Annotated in this window: 34 protein-coding genes; all 34 read left to right on the forward strand. The window is 49.5% G+C overall.

The genetic code is table 11. The features are described 5' to 3' along the window. Positions 1-88 precede the first annotated feature (88 nt). Entirely contained in the window at positions 89-343 is a 255-nt protein-coding gene (locus ACZ481_RS02495; RefSeq protein ID WP_464768611.1) for a L7Ae/L30e/S12e/Gadd45 family ribosomal protein, read from the forward strand. Positions 344-444: 101 nt separating this feature from the next. Continuing rightward, entirely contained in the window at positions 445-825 is a 381-nt protein-coding gene (gene rpsL, locus ACZ481_RS02500) for a 30S ribosomal protein S12 (protein WP_464768612.1), read from the forward strand. A 42-nt stretch (positions 826-867) separates the two neighbouring features. Then, the gene (rpsG, locus tag ACZ481_RS02505; protein ID WP_464768613.1) at positions 868-1,338 is read left to right on the forward strand and encodes a 30S ribosomal protein S7; all 471 of its coding nucleotides are present in this window, start codon (positions 868-870) and stop codon (positions 1,336-1,338) included. A 116-nt stretch (positions 1,339-1,454) separates the two neighbouring features. Beyond that, complete coding sequence (gene fusA, locus ACZ481_RS02510; protein ID WP_464768614.1) at positions 1,455-3,533, forward strand: elongation factor G; 2,079 nt, start codon at positions 1,455-1,457, stop codon at positions 3,531-3,533. Positions 3,534-3,594: 61 nt separating this feature from the next. Next, entirely contained in the window at positions 3,595-4,797 is a 1,203-nt protein-coding gene (gene tuf, locus ACZ481_RS02515; protein ID WP_464768601.1) for an elongation factor Tu, read from the forward strand. Positions 4,798-4,950: 153 nt separating this feature from the next. Continuing rightward, positions 4,951-5,262 carry a 30S ribosomal protein S10 gene (gene rpsJ, locus ACZ481_RS02520; RefSeq protein WP_021168692.1) on the forward strand — a complete coding sequence of 104 codons (312 nt, stop codon included), beginning with the start codon at positions 4,951-4,953 and terminating at the stop codon, positions 5,260-5,262. Positions 5,263-5,277: 15 nt separating this feature from the next. Next, complete coding sequence (gene rplC / locus ACZ481_RS02525; RefSeq protein ID WP_464768615.1) at positions 5,278-5,919, forward strand: 50S ribosomal protein L3; 642 nt, start codon at positions 5,278-5,280, stop codon at positions 5,917-5,919. A 67-nt stretch (positions 5,920-5,986) separates the two neighbouring features. After that, positions 5,987-6,613: a 50S ribosomal protein L4 gene (rplD, locus tag ACZ481_RS02530; protein ID WP_464768616.1), complete on the forward strand. Its 627-nt coding sequence runs from the start codon at positions 5,987-5,989 to the stop codon at positions 6,611-6,613. Further along, on the forward strand, positions 6,613-6,900 hold the full coding sequence (rplW, locus tag ACZ481_RS02535; protein ID WP_464768617.1) for a 50S ribosomal protein L23: 288 nt from the start codon (positions 6,613-6,615) through the stop codon (positions 6,898-6,900). The genes rplD and rplW overlap by 1 nt, the downstream gene beginning before the upstream one ends. A gap of 29 nt (positions 6,901-6,929) precedes the next feature. Next, a complete protein-coding gene (rplB, locus tag ACZ481_RS02540; protein WP_464768618.1) occupies positions 6,930-7,754 on the forward strand; it encodes a 50S ribosomal protein L2 in 825 nt (274 codons plus the stop codon). A gap of 99 nt (positions 7,755-7,853) precedes the next feature. Next, positions 7,854-8,135, forward strand: coding sequence for a 30S ribosomal protein S19 (rpsS, locus tag ACZ481_RS02545; RefSeq protein WP_464768619.1), 282 nt, complete (start codon positions 7,854-7,856; stop codon positions 8,133-8,135). Positions 8,136-8,188: 53 nt separating this feature from the next. Next, positions 8,189-8,521, forward strand: coding sequence for a 50S ribosomal protein L22 (rplV, locus tag ACZ481_RS02550; RefSeq protein WP_464768620.1), 333 nt, complete (start codon positions 8,189-8,191; stop codon positions 8,519-8,521). A 24-nt stretch (positions 8,522-8,545) separates the two neighbouring features. After that, positions 8,546-9,223 (forward strand): 30S ribosomal protein S3, encoded by a 678-nt coding sequence (gene rpsC, locus ACZ481_RS02555; protein WP_464768621.1) that lies wholly within the window; start codon positions 8,546-8,548, stop codon positions 9,221-9,223. Beyond that, on the forward strand, positions 9,223-9,699 hold the full coding sequence (gene rplP / locus ACZ481_RS02560; RefSeq protein ID WP_464768622.1) for a 50S ribosomal protein L16: 477 nt from the start codon (positions 9,223-9,225) through the stop codon (positions 9,697-9,699). Before rpsC ends, rplP begins: the two co-directional genes overlap by 1 nt. Further along, the gene (rpmC, locus tag ACZ481_RS02565) at positions 9,689-9,886 is read left to right on the forward strand and encodes a 50S ribosomal protein L29 (RefSeq protein WP_144348538.1); all 198 of its coding nucleotides are present in this window, start codon (positions 9,689-9,691) and stop codon (positions 9,884-9,886) included. Before rplP ends, rpmC begins: the two co-directional genes overlap by 11 nt. Positions 9,887-9,926: 40 nt before the next feature. Continuing rightward, the gene (gene rpsQ, locus ACZ481_RS02570) at positions 9,927-10,187 is read left to right on the forward strand and encodes a 30S ribosomal protein S17 (RefSeq protein ID WP_464768623.1); all 261 of its coding nucleotides are present in this window, start codon (positions 9,927-9,929) and stop codon (positions 10,185-10,187) included. Positions 10,188-10,270: 83 nt separating this feature from the next. Continuing rightward, on the forward strand, positions 10,271-10,639 hold the full coding sequence (rplN, locus tag ACZ481_RS02575; protein ID WP_464768624.1) for a 50S ribosomal protein L14: 369 nt from the start codon (positions 10,271-10,273) through the stop codon (positions 10,637-10,639). A gap of 18 nt (positions 10,640-10,657) precedes the next feature. Beyond that, on the forward strand, positions 10,658-10,996 hold the full coding sequence (gene rplX / locus ACZ481_RS02580; protein WP_464768625.1) for a 50S ribosomal protein L24: 339 nt from the start codon (positions 10,658-10,660) through the stop codon (positions 10,994-10,996). A 29-nt stretch (positions 10,997-11,025) separates the two neighbouring features. Continuing rightward, on the forward strand, positions 11,026-11,568 hold the full coding sequence (rplE, locus tag ACZ481_RS02585) for a 50S ribosomal protein L5 (protein WP_464768626.1): 543 nt from the start codon (positions 11,026-11,028) through the stop codon (positions 11,566-11,568). Positions 11,569-11,693: 125 nt separating this feature from the next. Further along, entirely contained in the window at positions 11,694-11,879 is a 186-nt protein-coding gene (locus ACZ481_RS02590) for a type Z 30S ribosomal protein S14 (RefSeq protein ID WP_464768627.1), read from the forward strand. A gap of 31 nt (positions 11,880-11,910) precedes the next feature. Next, the gene (gene rpsH, locus ACZ481_RS02595) at positions 11,911-12,309 is read left to right on the forward strand and encodes a 30S ribosomal protein S8 (protein WP_464768628.1); all 399 of its coding nucleotides are present in this window, start codon (positions 11,911-11,913) and stop codon (positions 12,307-12,309) included. A 131-nt stretch (positions 12,310-12,440) separates the two neighbouring features. After that, positions 12,441-12,992 carry a 50S ribosomal protein L6 gene (gene rplF, locus ACZ481_RS02600; RefSeq protein ID WP_464768629.1) on the forward strand — a complete coding sequence of 184 codons (552 nt, stop codon included), beginning with the start codon at positions 12,441-12,443 and terminating at the stop codon, positions 12,990-12,992. 38 nt (positions 12,993-13,030) lie between these two features. Then, complete coding sequence (gene rplR / locus ACZ481_RS02605) at positions 13,031-13,393, forward strand: 50S ribosomal protein L18 (protein ID WP_464768630.1); 363 nt, start codon at positions 13,031-13,033, stop codon at positions 13,391-13,393. A 17-nt stretch (positions 13,394-13,410) separates the two neighbouring features. Further along, positions 13,411-13,911 carry a 30S ribosomal protein S5 gene (gene rpsE / locus ACZ481_RS02610; RefSeq protein WP_144348546.1) on the forward strand — a complete coding sequence of 167 codons (501 nt, stop codon included), beginning with the start codon at positions 13,411-13,413 and terminating at the stop codon, positions 13,909-13,911. Between the two features lie 12 nt (positions 13,912-13,923). Beyond that, entirely contained in the window at positions 13,924-14,109 is a 186-nt protein-coding gene (gene rpmD, locus ACZ481_RS02615) for a 50S ribosomal protein L30 (RefSeq protein WP_464768631.1), read from the forward strand. Between the two features lie 45 nt (positions 14,110-14,154). Beyond that, a complete protein-coding gene (rplO, locus tag ACZ481_RS02620; protein ID WP_464768632.1) occupies positions 14,155-14,595 on the forward strand; it encodes a 50S ribosomal protein L15 in 441 nt (146 codons plus the stop codon). After that, positions 14,596-15,852, forward strand: a complete 1,257-nt coding sequence (gene secY, locus ACZ481_RS02625; protein WP_464768633.1) for a preprotein translocase subunit SecY — start codon at positions 14,596-14,598, stop codon at positions 15,850-15,852. A 12-nt stretch (positions 15,853-15,864) separates the two neighbouring features. Beyond that, on the forward strand, positions 15,865-16,518 hold the full coding sequence (locus ACZ481_RS02630; RefSeq protein WP_464768634.1) for an adenylate kinase: 654 nt from the start codon (positions 15,865-15,867) through the stop codon (positions 16,516-16,518). Continuing rightward, positions 16,515-17,261, forward strand: a complete 747-nt coding sequence (map, locus tag ACZ481_RS02635) for a type I methionyl aminopeptidase (RefSeq protein ID WP_464768635.1) — start codon at positions 16,515-16,517, stop codon at positions 17,259-17,261. Before ACZ481_RS02630 ends, map begins: the two co-directional genes overlap by 4 nt. Before the next feature lie 205 nt (positions 17,262-17,466). After that, positions 17,467-17,589, forward strand: coding sequence for a hypothetical protein (locus ACZ481_RS02640; protein WP_464768636.1), 123 nt, complete (start codon positions 17,467-17,469; stop codon positions 17,587-17,589). Continuing rightward, positions 17,582-17,800 carry a translation initiation factor IF-1 gene (gene infA / locus ACZ481_RS02645; protein WP_084577080.1) on the forward strand — a complete coding sequence of 73 codons (219 nt, stop codon included), beginning with the start codon at positions 17,582-17,584 and terminating at the stop codon, positions 17,798-17,800. The genes ACZ481_RS02640 and infA overlap by 8 nt, the downstream gene beginning before the upstream one ends. A 90-nt stretch (positions 17,801-17,890) precedes the next feature. Continuing rightward, entirely contained in the window at positions 17,891-18,004 is a 114-nt protein-coding gene (gene rpmJ, locus ACZ481_RS02650; RefSeq protein WP_094607412.1) for a 50S ribosomal protein L36, read from the forward strand. Positions 18,005-18,030: 26 nt separating this feature from the next. Then, on the forward strand, positions 18,031-18,402 hold the full coding sequence (rpsM, locus tag ACZ481_RS02655) for a 30S ribosomal protein S13 (protein WP_464768637.1): 372 nt from the start codon (positions 18,031-18,033) through the stop codon (positions 18,400-18,402). A 14-nt stretch (positions 18,403-18,416) separates the two neighbouring features. Beyond that, complete coding sequence (gene rpsK, locus ACZ481_RS02660) at positions 18,417-18,809, forward strand: 30S ribosomal protein S11 (RefSeq protein WP_144348554.1); 393 nt, start codon at positions 18,417-18,419, stop codon at positions 18,807-18,809. The last annotated feature ends 21 nt before the right edge of the window (positions 18,810-18,830 follow it).

The following is an 18,830-nucleotide window of genomic DNA, read 5'->3' on the forward strand; positions in this document are numbered from 1 at the left end:
CTAATAGTTTATTGACATTTGGATTTCCAAATGTTAATATATTAGAGTGTCTTGTGAACAGTGCTATTTTTCCAAAGGAGTTGGAGATGTGAACAGTGAGGAACTTGCCGGTTTAAAGGCCGCCAATAAAGCCATTGGTGCTAAGCAAACAGCGCGGGCTCTGGAAAAAGGTCTGGCCGCAAAGGTGTACCTTGCGGTTGATGCTGATCGTCGGGTGGTAGCGCCGCTAGCGCATCTGTGCAATCAAAAGGATGTGCCGGTTGATGAAACCGCGACGATGAGCGAACTGGGGAAGGCCTGCAGCATTGCAGTAGGAGCTGCGGCTGTAGCTGTTTTAAAATAGCGGTTGACACGGACAAGTCGTTAATAACTTTTCCTGCTGACCAGGCAGGCGAGGTTTTTAATAATAAATAACGAGATTGGGGAAGGAGGTGCGCTTAAAAAATGCCAACAATTAGTCAATTAGTGCGCAAAAGCCGGGAGCAACTGATTCAAAAATCGACTGCTCCTGCACTTAAAGAATGTCCGCAAAAACGTGGCGTATGCACGAGAGTATATACAACTACTCCGAAAAAACCGAACTCTGCTCTTCGCAAAGTAGCCCGTGTACGCTTAACCAACGGCATTGAAGTAACTGCCTATATTCCGGGGATTGGCCACAATCTGCAGGAACACTCGGTTGTACTCATCCGTGGTGGCAGGGTTAAAGATTTGCCAGGCGTACGTTATCACATTGTTCGCGGTGCTCTCGATACTGCCGGTGTTGCCAAACGCAGCCAGGGCCGTTCGAAATACGGGGCCAAAAAGGCCGCCGCCAAGAAGTAGCCACCAGAACAGCCGTAGAGTTTTGAAAAAGGAGGGATACTGATGCCAAGAAAAGGTGCTGTTCCCAAACGGGATGTATTGCCGGATCCGGTATATAGCTCCAAGCTGGTAACCAGATTTATTAATAAATTGATGTATGACGGCAAAAAAGGTGTAGCCGAAAACATTGTATATGACGCATTTGAGGCTATCCGTGCCAAAACTGGTAAAGATCCAATGGAAGTTTTTGAAACAGCGTTGAAAAATGTTATGCCGGTTCTCGAAGTCCGGGCTCGCCGCGTAGGTGGAGCCAACTATCAAGTGCCGGTAGAAGTGCGGCCTGACCGTAAAATGTCGCTTGGTATTCGCTGGCTGGTTAACTACTCGCGGCTTCGCGGCGAGAAGACCATGCACGAACGCCTGGCCTCAGAACTGATGGATGCTGCCAACAATACCGGCGCATCTGTGAAAAAGCGTGAAGACACACACAAAATGGCTGAAGCCAATAAGGCTTTTGCCCATTACCGCTGGTAAAATTCGAAGTACGGAGTTCGCGGTACGGGAATTGAACATACCGGGTTGCGCAAGCAACCCGCCTTTGACTCAACCCTGACAAATAGCGGACCCCGCAATACTAAGGAGTGAAAATAGTGGCCCGAAAGTTTCCACTTGAAAAGACGCGGAACATCGGCATCATGGCGCATATCGACGCTGGCAAGACCACTACAACTGAACGCATACTGTTTTATACCGGCAGAGTACACAAAATTGGTGAAGTGCATGATGGCGCTGCGACTATGGACTGGATGGTGCAAGAACAAGAAAGAGGTATAACCATTACTTCTGCGGCCACTACAGCCCAATGGGACGGGCATCGTATAAACATCATTGACACACCAGGACACGTGGACTTTACAGTCGAAGTAGAACGTTCGCTCAGAGTGCTTGATGGCTCGGTTGCGGTATTTTGCGCTAAAGGCGGCGTAGAGCCCCAGTCCGAGACCGTATGGCGTCAAGCTGATAAATACGGCGTTCCCCGTATGGCGTATGTTAACAAAATGGACATTACCGGTGCTGATTTCTACCGGGTTGTTGATATGATGAAAAGCCGCCTGGGCGCTAATGCGGTGCCAATTCAGCTGCCAATCGGCTTTGAAGACACCTTCAAAGGCTTTGTTGATCTCATTGAAATGAAGGCTGTAATTTACACCGATGACCTGGGCAAGGTCAGTTCGGCTACTACGATTCCGGAAGACATGATGGAAAACGCCGAGTTGTATCGCCAGAATCTGCTGGATGCCGTCGCTGAAAGCGATGACGAACTCATGATGAAATATCTTGAGGGTGAAGAACTCACCATTGAGGAAATTAAAGCAGGTATCCGCAAGGCTACCATTGCTTGCAAGATGACCCCGGTACTGTGCGGCTCATCTTATAAAAACAAAGGCGTACAGCCGCTGCTGGATGCCGTTGTCGCCTTTATGCCGGCCCCGACAGACATTCCGGCGATTAAGGGCGTCAACCCTGAGACCGGTGCTGAAGATGAGCGGGCTGCCGATGACAGCCTGCCGTTCTCCGCGCTGGCGTTCAAGATTATGGCTGACCCTTATGTCGGCAAACTGGCATTCTTCCGGGTTTATTCCGGCAAACTCGGCTCCGGTTCGTATGTATACAACTCAACCAAAGGCAAACGCGAGCGCATTGGCCGGATTCTCCAGATGCATGCCAACCACCGTGAAGAGATTGAGATTGTCTATACGGGCGATATTGCCGCCGCAGTGGGGCTGAAAGACACTACTACCGGTGATACCCTGTGCGACGACAAGAACACGATTGTTCTGGAATCAATGGTGTTCCCCGATCCGGTTATCTCCATCGCCGTTGAACCTAAAACCAAGGCTGACCAGGAAAAAATGGGCGTCGCGCTGAATCGCCTGGCTGAAGAAGATCCAACCTTTAAAATGTATACTGACCAAGAAACAGGCCAGACCATCATTTCCGGTATGGGTGAGCTTCATCTGGAAATTATCGTTGACCGGATGCTGCGGGAGTTCAAGGTTGAATGCAATGTGGGCAAACCGCAGGTTGCTTACCGCGAAACGATCCGCAAGGCGGTTAAAGCGGAAGGCAAATTTGTCCGCCAGTCCGGCGGCCGCGGTCAATACGGCCACTGCTGGCTGGAAATCGAGCCGCTTGAACCGGGCCAGGGCTTTGTTTTTGAAAATAAAGTTGTCGGCGGTGCCATACCCAAAGAATATATCAATCCGATTGAGGCCGGTGTCAAAGAGGCTATGGAAACAGGCGTATCTGCCGGTTATCCGATGGTTGACATTAAGGTTACCGTATATGATGGTTCCTACCATGATGTCGACTCCTCGGAAATGGCCTTTAAAATTGCCGGTTCAATGGGCTTTAAAGCCGGTTGCGCCAAAGCTAGTCCGGTCATCCTGGAGCCCTATATGAAAGTTGAAGTTATCGTGCCTGAAGAATATATGGGTGACGTTATCGGTGATTTGAATTCCCGCCGGGGCCGCATTGAAGGTATGGAAGCCCGTTCCGGCGCACAGTCGATAAAATCGTTTGTGCCGCTTTCGGAAATGTTCGGCTATGCAACAGACCTTCGCTCCAAGACCCAGGGCCGCGGCAACTACTCTATGGAATTCGACCATTATGAAGAGGTTCCTAAGACAATCGCCGAAGTCATCGCCGCTAAGAACAAGGGCGCTTAACTTACAGTTCAACTGCTGGTCTGAAAATATTACTAACAATACAGGGAGGTAACACTCGAAAATGGCTAAGAAAAAGTTTGAAAGAAACAAACCCCACGTAAACATTGGAACAATCGGTCACGTCGACCATGGTAAAACCTCGCTGACAGCCGCCATTACCATGACACTGGCCAAACACGGCGGAGCCGAGTTCATGGCCTATGATCAAATCGATAAAGCGCCGGAAGAAAGAGAACGGGGCATTACCATCAACACAGCCCATGTGGAATATGAAACACCGGCCCGCCACTACGCCCACGTTGACTGCCCGGGCCATGCCGACTATGTTAAAAACATGATCACCGGCGCAGCCCAGATGGACGGTGCCATCCTGGTCGTATCGGCCGCTGACGGCCCGATGCCGCAAACGCGTGAACACATCCTGCTGTCCCGCCAAGTGGGCGTACCGGCCATGGTAGTATTCCTGAACAAAGCAGATCTGGTTGATGATGCCGAGCTGATGGAACTGGTAGAAATGGAAGTGCGTGAGCTGCTTTCCAGCTACGAATTCCCGGGCGACGACATTCCGGTAGTCAGCGGTTCGGCTGTAAAAGTGCTTAACTGCGGCTGCGCCAAGCGCGAATGCGAATGGTGCGGCAAAATCCATGAACTGATGGACAAAGTTGACGAATATATCCCGACGCCGGAACGGGCCACAGATAAACCGTTCCTGATGCCAGTGGAGGACGTGTTCACCATTACCGGCCGTGGTACAGTAGCCACCGGCCGTGTAGAGCGCGGTGTGGTAAAAGTAAGTGATACCATCGAAATCGTTGGTATGACGGAAAAACCGAAATCAACCGTAGTAACCGGGGTGGAAATGTTCCGGAAGCTGCTGGATTCGGCCGTGGCCGGCGACAACATCGGCGCCCTGCTGCGGGGCGTGGACCGCAAAGAAATCGAACGGGGCCAGGTACTGGCTAAACCGGGCTCGATTAAGCCGCACACCAAATTCAAATCAGAAGTATATGTCCTGTCCAAAGAAGAGGGCGGCCGTCATACCCCGTTTTTTAACGGCTACCGTCCCCAGTTCTACTTCCGGACAACCGACGTAACCGGTGTTGTTACCCTGCCGGAAGGTGTGGAAATGGTAATGCCTGGCGACAACATTCAAATGGACATTGCCCTGATTACCCCGATTGCTATTGAAGAAGGCCTGCGTTTTGCTATCCGCGAAGGCGGCCGCACGGTTGGCGCCGGCGTCGTAACTGCGGTGGTTGAATAATAAGTAAGAACATAATATCCGGTAAGGGCGGCTACAGCCGCCTTTTGCCGGGATATTGACCGGCGATGACGTGGAAGGTGGCCCGCACGCGCGGGGAAATTTCCACCGAGAATGTCCGTTCAGAGAAACTGGGCGATAAGGAGGAATAAATATATGGCTAAACAACAAAAAATCAGAATCCGCCTTAAGGCGTATGATCACAAGGCGCTTGACCAGAGTGCGGCCAAGATTGTTGAAACCGCAAAACGTACCGGTGCCATGGTTTCCGGTCCTATTCCGCTTCCTACCGAAAAAAACATCTTTACTATTCTGCGTTCACCCCATGTCAATAAAGACTCCCGCGAGCAGTTTGAAATGCGGACCCATAAGCGTCTTATTGACATCCTGGAGCCAACCCCCAAGACGGTAGATGCCTTGATGCGTCTCGACTTGCCGGCCGGTGTGGACATAGAAATCAAGCTGTAGGAGGAGGTGCGATAAATGGCTAAAGGAATTTTAGGTAAAAAACTGGGTATGACCCAAATCTTTACGGCTGAGGGTAAGGTTATTCCGGTTACTGTTATTGAAGCCGGCCCTAATGTCGTAGTACAAAACAAAACCGTTGAAAATGATGGCTACAATGCAGTGCAGCTTGGTTTTGGCGCTGTCAAAGAAAAGAAAGTCAACAAACCTTTACAGGGTCACTTTGCAAAAGCCAACGTCAAACCGGTAAAGTTTATCCGTGAACTGCGTCTGCCTGGAGCCTCTGAATATACAGTTGGTCAAGTTCTGAGCGCTGATGTCTTCAGTGAAGGTGAATTAATTGATGTAACTGGCACGTCCAAAGGGAAAGGCTTTGCCGGCGGCATTAAAAGACATAACTTTAAACGCGGACCTATGGCCCACGGTTCCAAGTCCCATCGTGAGCCTGGTACTATTGGTTCCCGGATGAGCGGTGGCGGCGGTAAAGTATTCAAAGGCAAGAAACTCCCCGGCCGCATGGGCGGACAGAAAGTAACAGTGCAACGCCTGCAGGTAGTCCGCGTAGATGTACCCCGCAACCTGTTACTGATTAAGGGGGCTGTTCCCGGACCTAAAGGCAGTCTGGTCATTGTAAAGAATACGGTAAAACCCACTAAGTAATCGCAGCTTGCTTTCTTTACGGCAACGTAAAGAGCAGGTTGCGAGCATCGAAAGGAGGATGTGCTATATGCCGAAAGTGGCAGTATATGATATGACCGGTGCAAAGACCGGTGAAATAGAACTTAATGATAGCGTATTTGGCGTAGAAATAAATGAAGCCGTTGTCCATCAGGCTGTTGTTATGCAGCTGGCAAGCCAACGTCAGGGCACGCATGCGACCAAGACCAGATCCATGGTACGCGGTGGCGGCAGAAAACCCTGGAAACAAAAAGGTACCGGCCGGGCACGGGCCGGTAGCATCAGATCCCCATTATGGGTAGGTGGCGGTGTTGCCTTCGGGCCGCATCCACGGAGCTATAAATTCAGCATGCCCCGTAAAGTGCGCCGTTTGGCAATTAAGTCGGCCTTGACTGCCAAGGTGAATGATGGCGGCTTACTGGTTGTCGAAGATATTAATTTTGCCGCACCTAAGACCAAAGATGTCGTAAAACTTCTTGGTAATTTTGAGGCCAGCGATAATAAAGCCCTTATTATCACTGCCGGGCAAAATGACAATGTCGAAAAATCATCCCGTAATATTCCTGGTGTTAAAGCCATCAATACCATGGGCCTGAATGTATTCGACCTGCTTCACCATGACAAGGTGCTGGTAACCAAAGATGCAGTCGCCAAGATCGAGGAGGTGCTGGCATAATGGCAAACCTGCGCGATGTACTCATTAAGCCGTACATTACCGAAAAAACCACCAGTATGATGGCTGACAACAAATACACTTTTATTGTGCCCTTAACCGCCAATAAAATTGAAATTCGTCAAGCTGTTGAACAAATCTTCAAAGTCAGGGTTCTTGATGTCAATACCCTCCGGGTAATGGGCAAGACCAAACGCATGGGCAAGCATGTCGGTAAACGGCCGGACTTTAAAAAGGCGATTGTTAAACTGGCTCCCGGCGAGCGCATTGAATTCTTTGAAGGTGTATAACCACAATTTCCCAAAAAGGAGGGGCACACATGCCAGTTAAAAGTTTTAAACCATACGCTCCTGGCAGAAGATTTATGACGGTAGCCGATTTTTCGGATCTTACCACAGATCGTCCCGAGCGTTCTTTGACCGAGCGTCTGCAAAAACACGCCGGCCGCAACCAGCAAGGCCGTTTGACTGTGCGCCATCAGGGCGGCGGCCATAAGCGCCTGTACCGTGTGATTGACTTCAAACGCAATAAAGACGGTATACCTGCCAAGATTGCAACCATTGAATATGATCCTAACCGCTCAGCCCGGATTGCCCTGTTGAACTATGCTGACGGTGAGAAACGTTATATTCTCGCGCCTAACGGCCTTAAAGTGGGCGATACCATCATGAGCGGTCCTGAGGCTGATATTAAGCCGGGTAATGCTCTGGCCCTCAAAAATATTCCGGTAGGTACCCAACTGCACAATATTGAACTGAAAATCGGCAAAGGCGGCCAGATGGTTCGCTCTGCCGGCGCTTCCGCCCAGCTGATGGCGAAAGAAGGCAACTATGCGCTGCTCCGGCTGCCGTCAGGCGAACTGCGCAAGGTTCATATTAACTGCCGGGCTACTATCGGCCAGGTAGGCAACCTCGAACATGAAAATATCACCATTGGTAAAGCCGGCCGTTCGCGGTGGCTCGGTATCCGGCCTGCTAACCGCGGGGTCGCAATGAACCCGATTGATCATCCCCATGGCGGTGGTGAAGGCCGTTCACCTATCGGCCGGAAACATCCGGTTACTCCGTGGGGCAAATGCGCAATGGGTGCTAAAACCCGTAAAAGCAAAGCTTCTGACAAGCTGATTATTAAGAAACGGAAGTAAATTTCGATTGATCGGTAAGTCGCGGTTCGCGTGTTCGGGGGCTCATTTTGGGGTCGCGGGCATAGGGACTTGCGAACATAGCGAAAGGAGGCTATTTAAGTGTCAAGATCAATTAAAAAAGGACCTTATGTGCATGAAAGCCTGGTCAAGAAGATTGACGAGCTCAATGCTAAAAATGATAAAAAAGTTATTAAAACCTGGTCGCGCAGCTCGACGATACTGCCAACCTTTGTCGGCCACACCCTGGCTGTCCATGACGGCCGCAAACATGTGCCGGTATATATTACCGAAGACATGGTTGGCCATAAGCTTGGCGAATTTGCGCCGACGCGGACTTATAAAGGCCACAGCGGCTCTGAACGGTCCACTGGGGTAAGATAATAACATTACGCTTTGCAAAAATCCGGGATGATAGGCCGGAAGGGGGTTAAATAATGGAAGCTAAAGCAATTGCCAGACATATTCGCATTGCACCCCGCAAAATCCGCATCGTGATTGACTTAATTCGCGGCAAAAATGTGGGCGAGGCTTTTGCGATTTTAAAATACACTCCGAAAGTCGGAGCGGAAGTTCTGGAGAAAGTGCTTAAATCAGCTGTCGCTAATGCTGAACACAATTATGACCTGAATGTTGATGCTCTCTATGTGTCACAGGCGTTTGTTGATCAGGGGCCAACCCTGAAGCGCATTCATCCGCGCTCACGCGGGCAGGCGTTCAAAATTTTAAAGCGTACCAGCCATGTAACACTGGTTGTTAAAGAAAGATAAGCTACGACGAAGGAGGGAAATTTAGTGGGTCAAAAAGTTAATCCGCATGGTCTTCGTCTTGGCATTGTGAAAACCTGGGATGCAAAATGGTATGCCGACAAAGATTATGCAAAAAATTTGCATGAAGATATTAAAATGCGTGATATGCTGAAAGAAAAACTTTATACTTCCAATGTGTCGCAGATCATTATTGAGCGTGCGGCCAACCGGGTTAAAGTTACTATCCACACGGCTAAGCCTGGCATGGTGATCGGCCGGGGCGGCAGTGGCATTGAAAACATTAAGAAGTGGCTCAAAGAACTTACCGGCAAAAATATCGAAGTAAATATTGCTGAGATTAAACAGGCCGAATTGGATGCAACTCTGGTTGCTGAAAATATTGCCGCTCAGCTTGAGAAACGTATCGCTTTCCGCCGGGCAATGAAGCAATCGGTAACCCGTACCATCCGTATGGGCGCCAAAGGTATTAAGGTAATGGTCGGCGGTCGTTTAGGCGGCGCTGAAATTGCCCGTACTGAAAGCTACCGTGAAGGCAGTATTCCCCTGCATACGCTGCGGGCCGATATTGATTACGGTACTGCCGAAGCTCATACCACCTATGGCCGGATCGGCGTAAAAGTCTGGATTTACAAGGGTGAAATCCTGCCTGAAGCTAAAAAGACTGTTGTCGCCGCTGCCGCCGTTGAAGGGGGCGAGAAATAATGCTGATTCCTAAAAGAGTGAAACACCGCAAGCAATTCCGCGGACGGATGAAAGGCAAAGCCACGAAAGGCAATATGGTCTCTCATGGTGAGTTTGGCCTGGTTGCTCTTGAACCGGCTTGGATTACCAACCGGCAGATCGAAGCGGCCCGTATTGCCATGACCCGTTACATCAAACGTGGTGGTAAAGTCTGGATTAAAATATTCCCCGATAAACCGATTACCGCCAAGCCCGCTGAAACCCGCATGGGTAGTGGTAAAGGCTCACCGGAATACTGGGTTGCTGTCGTGAAACCTGGACGTGTCATGTTTGAAATGGATGGCGTGCCGGAAGAAACAGCGCGTGAAGCAATGCGTCTTGCCGCTCACAAACTGCCTATCAAGACCAAATTCGTTACGCGGGAGGAAACCGCGCATTTGGACATGGACGCACCTGGTGTCAATGCTAAAGCAGGTGGTGAAGTAAATGAAGGCTAAAGATATCCGCGATATGAGTGCAGCCGAACTTGAGCAAAATTTTACGAAGCTGAAAGAAGAACTGTTTAACCTGCGGTTCCAACATGCTACCGGCCAACTGGATAACCCGATGCGGATTCCGGCCGTCAAGAAAACAATTGCCCGCATTAAAACAGTTCAGCGTCAGCGTGAACTTAAAGCGCAGTAAATAGGCATATGTTAGTGAGTATGAAGGGAGGCAATGCAAAGTGACCGCTGAAAGAAATGAACGTAAAGTCCGTATCGGTAAAGTAGTTAGCGATAAAATGGACAAAACTGTAGTCATTGCGGTTGAGCGTTTGGTACGTCATCCGCTGTATCATAAATCGGTTAAACAAACGGTTAAGTTTAAAGCTCATGATGAGAATAACGAAAGCCATGTCGGTGATACCGTTAAAATCATGGAAACCCGCCCGCTGTCTAAGGAAAAACGCTGGCGCGTGGTAGAAATTCTCGAAAGAGCAAGATAGTTATTCCGCGCAGTGAAGCAGGCTTCTAAAGCTCGACGCCTCTAAGCCGGCATCGAGCCACATAAGGAAGGAGGATAAGCACTATGATTCAACAACAGAGTATACTGAATGTTGCTGATAACACCGGCGCAAAGCAAATTATGTGCATCCGCGTACTGGGCGGCTCATACCGGCGCTATGCCAACATTGGCGATGTTATCGTTGCCGCTGTTAAAGACGCTACACCCGGTGGCGTTGTCAAGAAAGGCGATGTAGTTAAAGCCGTTGTTGTTCGTTCTAGTAAGGGATTACGCCGCCCGGACGGTTCGTATATCCGGTTTGACGAGAACGCTGCAGTTGTTATAAAAGAAGATAAAAGCCCGAGAGGTACACGGATATTTGGACCTGTTGCCCGCGAACTCAGGGACAAAGATTTCATGAAAATTATCTCACTGGCGCCTGAGGTTATCTAGATTAAGGAGGTGTCCGGAGTGTCCGAAGCCCAAAAATTGCATGTAAAAAAAGGCGATAAAGTGCTTGTATTGTCTGGTAAAGACAAAGGCAAACAAGGAAAGATCGTGGAAGCGTTGCCGAAAAAGGGCAAAGTTGTGGTCGAAGGTATAAATAAAGTAAAACGCCACACAAAACCCAGTCAAAAGTCGCCGCAAGGCGGTATTCTGGTGAAAGAAGCGCCGCTTGCTTCCGCCAAAGTCATGCTGGTATGTCCGGCATGCAGCAAACCTACCCGCATTAAAAAGGCCCAGACTGCCGGCGGCGCATTTGCCCGTGCCTGCAAACACTGCGGCGAATTTATCGATAAAGAAAAGTAAAACCATCTTCCCTGAAAGGAGGTTAACTTATGGCTACAAGGCTTAAAGAAAAATATATAAACGAAGTAACGAAAGCAATGATGGAAAAGTTTGGTTACCAAAACGTCATGGAGATCCCCAAAGTCGAGAAAGTAGTTATCAATATGGGAGTCGGTGAAGCAGTAGGCAACCCCAAAGTTCTCGACGCCGCTGTGGGTGATATGACACTGATCGCCGGCCAAAAACCGGTTATTACCAGAGCCAAGAAATCCATCGCTGCCTTTAAAATCCGTGAGGGTATGCCGATCGGCGCTAAAGTAACCATGCGCGGCGAGCGGATGTACCAATTCCTTGACAAACTCTTCAACATCTCGCTGCCACGGGTTCGTGACTTCCGCGGTGTAAACCCTAAATCCTTTGACGGACGCGGCAACTACACCCTGGGCATCAAAGAACAACTGATTTTCCCGGAGATTGACTACGATAAAGTAGATAAGATACGCGGCATGGATATCATCATTGTAACCACAGCCAAGACGGATGAAGAAGCCAGAGAACTGTTAAGATTGATGGGGATGCCTTTTACGGCATAAGACCGCCGTCCATGTGACGCCCACCTGCGTCGTAAGTCTCAGCGATTGTCTGAGCCGCGGCGGGGCGGCGTCTTGCGGATGAAACCTTATTTACAGTCAACAGTTTAAAAAAAGGAGGGAATTCGGTGGCCAAGAAGGCTTTAATTGAGAAATGGAAAAACGAGCCTAAATTTAAAGTGCGTAAGCACAATCGCTGCAAAATATGTGGTCGTCCACACGGATATATGCGCAAATTTGAAATGTGCCGGATTTGTTTCCGGGAACTGAGCTACAAAGGCGCCATTCCTGGAGTAACAAAGGCAAGCTGGTAAGCAGCAACATATAGGAAGGGGGTTCTAAACCATGGTAATGACCGATCCGATTGCCGATATGCTTACTCGCATTCGCAACGCCAACTCGGTTTTTCACGATAAAGTCGAGATTCCAGCATCCAACATCAAGAAAGCCGTAGCCCAAATCCTGAAAGACGAAGGGTTTATCAAAGACTACGACACACTGCAAGATGGCAAGCAGGGAATGCTGCGGGTCAGCCTTAAATACGGGCCGAACCGCGAAAAAGTAATAACCGGCATTAAACGCATTTCCAAGCCCGGTCTTCGCGTTTACGCTAAGAAAGAACAACTGCCCCGCGTGCTGGGAGGACTCGGAATTGCGATTATCTCGACCTCAAAGGGCATAATGAGCGATAAAGCCGCCCGCAAAGAAGGGCTTGGCGGCGAAGTACTGGCATACGTTTGGTAATAATCGCGAGTTCGCTGAGTCGAGGTTCGAAGGTTCGAGAAACCATACATTTGTTTTGCATCGCCAAGACAGCGTAAGCCGAATTATCGAACATGCGAACGTAGCGAGCCCACGAAAACAGGAGGTGCAATATGTCTAGAATTGGTAGGAGTCCCATCACTGTTCCTGCTGGTGTTACCGTAACCATCGGCGACAGCAACCTGATAACAGTCAAAGGCCCGAAAGGCGAGCTGAGCCGCCAACTCCATCCCGATATGATTATCGAAAGGGAAGGCGATATCATTAACGTCAAACGGCCTACAGATAATAAGCAACACCGTTCTCTCCACGGGTTAACCCGGACCCTTGTCAACAATATGGTAACAGGCGTGACTAAAGGCTTTGCGAAGACGCTGGAAATTGCCGGTGTAGGTTACCGGGCTGCTAAATCCGGTCAGAAACTGGCCCTCACCTTAGGCTTCTCGCATCCACTGGAGGTTGAGCCGCCTGCAGGTTTGACAATTGACGTTCCGGCACCTAACCGGATTGTTGTTTCTGGTATTGACAAAGAAGCTGTCGGCGCCCTGGCGGCAAAAATCCGCGGCTATCGCGAACCCGAACCGTACAAAGGCAAAGGAGTCAAGTACGAAGGGGAAGTTGTTCGCCGCAAAGTTGGTAAAGCTGGCGGTAAAGGCAAGAAATAAACTTGTCAGAGGTAATTCAAGCGAAAGGAGTGAACACCTTGCTGCGTAAACCAAGTAAAAATATCGGGCGTCAGAAGCGTCAATTAAGAGCCCGGAAGAATCTGACCGGCAGTCTCGAACGCCCTCGTCTTAACGTATTCCGTAGTTTGAAGCATATATATGCTCAGATTATCAACGATAAAAATGGCACTACGTTAGTAGCGGCCAGCACCCTGGATAAAGACTTACAGGTTGAGTACGGTGGCAATATTGATGCGGCTAAAGCGGTAGGCGAGGCAATCGCCAAGCGGGCCCTCGAAAAAGGAATCACAAAAGTAGTATTTGACCGCGCCGGCTATATCTATCACGGCCGCGTCGCTGCCCTGGCTGCTGCTGCTCGCGAAGCCGGACTTGAATTCTAAGAAAAGGAGGGAAATAAATGGCCAGAATTGATTACACCGGTCTTGACCTTAAAGAAAAAGTTGTATTCATTAACCGGGTCGCCAAGGTAGTAAAAGGCGGCAGGCGCTTTTCTTTCAGCGCTCTGGTAGTTGTCGGCGATGGCAACGGCCATGTAGGTTTCGGTTTAGGCAAAGCTGCCGAAGTGCCGGAAGCGATTCGTAAAGGCGTGGAAGACGCTAAGAAAAGCCTGATTAAAGTTCCCATTGTCGGCACCACTATTCCTCATCAAATCTTGGGTGAGTTTGGCGCCGGCAGAGTATTATTAAAGCCTGCATCCGAAGGTACAGGCGTAATTGCCGGCGGCCCGGCCCGTGCTGTGCTTGAACTTGCCGGTATTCACGATATCCTGACTAAATCGCTTGGTTCGTCTAACGCCAACAATATGGTCCGGGCTACCATTGCCGGTCTCAGCCAGCTTAAACGGGCTGAAGAAGTTGCCAGCCTGCGGGGCAAAACCGTTCAGGAACTGTTGGGTTAAGGAGGTAACACAATGGCGAAGCTTAAAATTACGTTAACTCGCAGTCTGATTGGCAGACCTAAAGACCAACGTGCAACAGTAGCTGCATTGGGCCTCAAGAAAACCAACAGCACTGTAGTCAAAGAAGACAATGCGGCAATCAAGGGTATGGTTCGCAAAGTAGAACACCTTGTTACCGTCGAAACAGTTGCGGAATAAAGCAAACGACAATAACTAATATATTAGTTCAAGGAGGTGCTGTTAATGAAATTACATGAATTAGCTCCAGCGCCTGGTTCAAAAAAGGCTCGCACCCGTATTGGCCGCGGTCTTGGCTCCGGTCTTGGCAAAACTGCCGGTAAAGGCCATAAAGGTCAGAATGCCCGTTCCGGCGGCGGCGTGCGTCCAGGTTTTGAAGGCGGCCAAAAGCCCTTGTACTTACGACTGCCGAAACGCGGCTTTACCAATATTTTCGCTAAGCAATACAGCGAAATTAACGTGGAAGTACTCAACCGCTTTGACAACGGTGCGGTTGTGGATCTGGAAGCATTGGTAGATGCCGGTGTAGTTAAAAAAGTGCTTGATGGCCTTAAGATCCTGGGCAATGGCGAGCTTACCAAGGCTTTAACCGTTAAAGCCAATGGCTTTACTAAGTCGGCCGCTGAAAAAATTCAGGCTGCCGGCGGTACAGTCGAGGTGATTTAATTGCTGTCACAGCTCTCGAACATTTTGAGGATTACTGAACTGAGGCAGAAGATTGTTTTCACCTTGGTCATGTTCTTGATATTCAGGTTGGGTACACATATCCCGGTACCGGGAGTAAACGCCGCCGTTATCGAGCAGCTGTTTACCAGCGGTAATCTGTTTGGGCTGCTAGATCTGTTTTCCGGCGGTGCTTTGAGCAAATTCTCCATATTTGCCATGAGTATTACCCCCTACATCAATGCCTCGATTATTATGCAGCTGCTCACCGTAGTTGTGCCGAAATTCGAGCAGTGGGCCAAAGAAGGCGATGAGGGCCGCAAGAAAATTACCCAAATTACCCGCTATGGTACTGTTGTTCTTGGGTTTATCCAGGCAATAGGCATGGCCTTCGGTCTGAAAGCAGCAATTATTAACCCCGGTATTGGCTCCATCTTGCTTGTAGCGCTAACGCTGACTGCAGGTACAACTTTCCTTATGTGGTTGGGTGAGCAAATCACTGAAAAAGGGATTGGTAACGGCATATCACTGATTATCTTTGCCGGTATCGTTTCCAGTCTTCCGGGCGGCCTGTATACAATGTATGAATATGTCAGCGCCGGAACCATTAATATCTTCAATGTATTTCTGTTCCTAATCATTGCTCTTGCTATGATTGTTTTCGTAATCGCGATACAGCAAGGTCAGCGCCGTATCCCCGTGCAGTACGCCAAACGGGTCGTTGGCCGGAAAATGTATGGCGGTCATTCCACGCATATACCGCTTAAAGTGAACCAAGCGGGTGTTATTCCGATAATCTTTGCGTCATCTGTGCTGATGTTCCCGGCAACTATTGCCCAGTTTATTGATGTACCCTGGGTAAAAACAGTGGCAGGGTGGTTTGCGTGGGGCACGCCGGTGCAAACAATATTGTATGCGCTGCTAATCGTGTTCTTCACGTACTTCTATACTGCGGTTACCATGAACATATCAGATATGGCAGAGAACATGAAAAAACACGGCGGGTTTATTCCGGGTATCAGGCCGGGTAAACCTACCGCCGATTATTTAGACCGGGTTATGACCAGAATTACTCTGGCCGGATCAATCTTCCTGGCCATAATCGCAATCCTGCCGAATTTTGTTGGCGCAGTAACCAACGTCCAAGGGGTATACTTTGGCGGCACTGCCCTCTTAATCGTAGTAGGTGTGGCTCTGGATACCATGAAGCAAATAGAGGCGCTGGTGCTCATGCGTCACTACCAAGGCTTCATGAAGTAGGAGGTAGTGGTCATGTTTATTCTGTTAATGGGTCCGCCTGGTGCCGGTAAAGGCACGCAGGCGGCCAAACTGGTAGAAAACTTTAAAATCCCCCACATCTCAACCGGTGATATGTTCCGGGCGGCAGTCAAAGAAGGCACTGCGCTTGGCAAACAGGCGAAAGCCTGCATGGATGGCGGACAGCTGGTGCCTGACAGTGTGACCATTGGCATAGTAAAAGAGCGGTTGGCAAAAGACGATTGCAAGCAGGGCTTTATCCTGGACGGTTTTCCCCGCACCCTTGCCCAGGCCGAGGCTCTGGACCGTACTCTGACTGAACTTATCATCAAACTTGACCGGGTTATCAATATTACTGCCCCGGGGTCTGAACTGGTCGGCCGTATGACCGGGCGGCGGATTTGCCGAAGCTGCGGCGCTACCTACCATATCGCCTTTAATGCCCCGAAAGCAAGCGGCGTGTGTGATAAGTGCGGTGGCGAACTGTATCAGCGTGATGACGACCGGGAAGATACAGTGATTAACCGTCTGGCGGTATATCAGACCCAAACCCAGCCGCTGATTGAGTATTATCAGGACAAGGGCCTGTACACCGAAATCAACGGTCTGCAGCCGATCGATGATGTCCTGCAAGACATTGTCAGTAGCCTGAGAGGCGGGCAAGTATGATCATATTAAAATCACAAAGGGAATTAAACTACCTGCGTGATGCCGGGCGGATAGTGGCAGAGACGCTTGCTGAAGTCAAAAAAGCGGTAAAACCTGATGTCACTACGCTGGAGCTTGACAGGATTGCCGAACAATATATCAAAAGCAAGAGCGCGGTGCCGGCCTTTAAAGGCTATCATGGCTTTCCCGGCAACATTTGCGCCTCGGTCAATGATGAGGTAGTTCATGGCATTCCTGGATTAAAAAGGTTAAAAAATGGAGATAATGTAAGTATTGACATCGGCGCCATCATCAACGGCTATTGCGGCGATGCTGCGATTACCGTGCCGGTAGGCGAGGTGGATGCCGAGGTCGGAAAGCTTATCGAAGTTACCGAACAGTCGCTATATAAAGGGATTGAGAAAGCTATTGCCGGCAGCCGTTTAGGCGACGTTTCGCATAGCATTCAAGCCTACGCTGAAGAACATGGTTATGGGGTAGTGCGGGACTTTGTCGGGCATGGCATCGGCAGAAATATGCACGAAGATCCGCAAATACCTAATTATGGGCTACCTGGACGCGGCCCGCGCTTAAAATCTGGTATGACATTAGCCATAGAGCCTATGATTAACGCAGGGACTCATGAGGTTAAGACCTTGAGCGACAACTGGACAGTAGTGACTGCTGACGGCAAGCGTTCGGCTCATTTTGAACACACCATTGCCATCACGGCCGATGGTCCGGAAATATTAACAAAACTATAGGAGGAGACGGCTTGTGCCGGATGGAACTATAAACCCAGGGCACATTGTGATATCATCCGCAGGACGTGATGCAGGTCACGCCTATGTGGTACTAGGGTGGTATAAGCCACAAACTCTTCTGGTAGCTGACGGACGCGTACGTAAGGTCGCAAGCCCTAAGAAAAAGAACGTTAAGCACGTAAAAAGGCATTCTATCGCTAACGATGTGGCGGAAGCTTTAACCGGCGGTTTAAAACCCACTGATGAAGAACTCCGTCAGGCCCTCGCCCACATCGGGGTGCCAGATAAGCTCTTAAAAGCGGACGAGGAGGGGATAGCTCATGTCTAAACAAGATGTAATTGAAGTAGAAGGTACGGTCATTGAGGCGCTGCCTAATGCCATGTTTCAGGTAAAACTGGAAAACGGTCATATTGTACTGGCGCATGTATCAGGTAAAATCCGTATGAATTTTATCCGGATTCTGCCAGGTGATAAAGTTACGATTGAACTTACACCATATGATTTAAAACGCGGCCGTATTACCTATAGGTTTAAATAGCAGGTGTTTGTGGGTTCGTAAGTTCGTTGGTCAATTCGATGTGCGAACACGGACTGACGGGCGACGGACACACGATAAGGAGGTTTAATTATGAAAGTAAGGCCATCGGTTAAGCCTATATGTGAAAAATGCAAAGTCATTAAACGACATGGCAGAGTAATGGTGATTTGCGAAAATCCCAAACATAAACAAAAACAAGGCTAATAAATAGACAGGGGGTGGATTAAACCATGGCACGTATTGCCGGTGTAGACTTACCGCGTGACAAACGCATTGAAATTGCTTTAACATATATATTTGGAATTGGTCTTACGCTATCCAAAGAAATTCTCGCCAAGACCGGGATCAATCCTGATACCCGTACCAGGGATTTAACTGAGGAAGAAGTTGCCAAACTGCGTGAAAGCATTGATAAAAACTATCGCGTCGAAGGTGACCTTCGCCGTGAAGAAGCTCTTAACATTAAGCGGCTCATTGAGATCGGCTCTTACCGGGGCAAACGGCACCGCATGGGTCTGCCGGTGCGCGGTCAGCGTACCAAGACCAATGCCCGTACCCGTAAAGGCCCGAAAAAGACTGTTGGCGCGAAGAAGAAGAAGTAAAGGAGGGATAACCATTGGTTGCTAAAAAAGTTGCCAGACCCAAACGCAAAGAGCGTAAAAATATAGAACATGGTGTTGCTCATATCCGTTCCACTTTCAACAACACGATCGTAACCATCACTGACACCAGAGGCAATGCGATCTCCTGGGCCAGCGCCGGTGGCCTCGGCTTCAGAGGCTCGCGTAAAAGCACCCCGTTTGCTGCGCAAATGGCTGCCGAAACGGCTGCCAAAGCGGCTATGGAACATGGTCTTAAACAAATCGAAGTATTCGTTAAAGGCCCTGGCGCCGGCCGCGAGGCTGCTATCCGTTCACTGCAGGCTGCCGGCCTGGAAGTGAATATGATTAAAGACGTAACACCCATTCCGCATAATGGATGCCGTCCGCCGAAAAGAAGAAGAGTGTAGGGAATTGGGAGGTGTTTGGTA

This window comes from Sporomusa intestinalis (assembly GCF_055383785.1).

Excerpts from the sequence above, each read along its gene's own strand:
- rplC (WP_464768615.1), top strand. The coding sequence starts at position 5,278 with ATGGCTAAAGGAATTTTAGGTAAAAAACTGGGTATGACCCAAATCTTT.
- rplB (WP_464768618.1), top strand. The coding sequence starts at position 6,930 with ATGCCAGTTAAAAGTTTTAAACCATACGCTCCTGGCAGAAGATTTATG.
- rplN (WP_464768624.1), top strand. The coding sequence starts at position 10,271 with ATGATTCAACAACAGAGTATACTGAATGTTGCTGATAACACCGGCGCA.
- ACZ481_RS02630 (WP_464768634.1), top strand. The coding sequence starts at position 15,865 with ATGTTTATTCTGTTAATGGGTCCGCCTGGTGCCGGTAAAGGCACGCAG.
- rpmJ (WP_094607412.1), top strand. The coding sequence starts at position 17,891 with ATGAAAGTAAGGCCATCGGTTAAGCCTATATGTGAAAAATGCAAAGTC.
- rpsE (WP_144348546.1), top strand. The coding sequence starts at position 13,411 with ATGGCCAGAATTGATTACACCGGTCTTGACCTTAAAGAAAAAGTTGTA.
- rpsM (WP_464768637.1), top strand. The coding sequence starts at position 18,031 with ATGGCACGTATTGCCGGTGTAGACTTACCGCGTGACAAACGCATTGAA.
- rplP (WP_464768622.1), top strand. The coding sequence starts at position 9,223 with ATGCTGATTCCTAAAAGAGTGAAACACCGCAAGCAATTCCGCGGACGG.
- rplV (WP_464768620.1), top strand. The coding sequence starts at position 8,189 with ATGGAAGCTAAAGCAATTGCCAGACATATTCGCATTGCACCCCGCAAA.
- rplO (WP_464768632.1), top strand. The coding sequence starts at position 14,155 with ATGAAATTACATGAATTAGCTCCAGCGCCTGGTTCAAAAAAGGCTCGC.
- rplD (WP_464768616.1), top strand. The coding sequence starts at position 5,987 with ATGCCGAAAGTGGCAGTATATGATATGACCGGTGCAAAGACCGGTGAA.
- rpsH (WP_464768628.1), top strand. The coding sequence starts at position 11,911 with ATGGTAATGACCGATCCGATTGCCGATATGCTTACTCGCATTCGCAAC.
- rpsL (WP_464768612.1), top strand. The coding sequence starts at position 445 with ATGCCAACAATTAGTCAATTAGTGCGCAAAAGCCGGGAGCAACTGATT.
- rplE (WP_464768626.1), top strand. The coding sequence starts at position 11,026 with ATGGCTACAAGGCTTAAAGAAAAATATATAAACGAAGTAACGAAAGCA.
- rpmC (WP_144348538.1), top strand. The coding sequence starts at position 9,689 with ATGAAGGCTAAAGATATCCGCGATATGAGTGCAGCCGAACTTGAGCAA.
- map (WP_464768635.1), top strand. The coding sequence starts at position 16,515 with ATGATCATATTAAAATCACAAAGGGAATTAAACTACCTGCGTGATGCC.
- infA (WP_084577080.1), top strand. The coding sequence starts at position 17,582 with ATGTCTAAACAAGATGTAATTGAAGTAGAAGGTACGGTCATTGAGGCG.
- rpsG (WP_464768613.1), top strand. The coding sequence starts at position 868 with ATGCCAAGAAAAGGTGCTGTTCCCAAACGGGATGTATTGCCGGATCCG.
- rpmD (WP_464768631.1), top strand. The coding sequence starts at position 13,924 with ATGGCGAAGCTTAAAATTACGTTAACTCGCAGTCTGATTGGCAGACCT.
- rplW (WP_464768617.1), top strand. The coding sequence starts at position 6,613 with ATGGCAAACCTGCGCGATGTACTCATTAAGCCGTACATTACCGAAAAA.
- rplF (WP_464768629.1), top strand. The coding sequence starts at position 12,441 with ATGTCTAGAATTGGTAGGAGTCCCATCACTGTTCCTGCTGGTGTTACC.
- tuf (WP_464768601.1), top strand. The coding sequence starts at position 3,595 with ATGGCTAAGAAAAAGTTTGAAAGAAACAAACCCCACGTAAACATTGGA.
- rpsJ (WP_021168692.1), top strand. The coding sequence starts at position 4,951 with ATGGCTAAACAACAAAAAATCAGAATCCGCCTTAAGGCGTATGATCAC.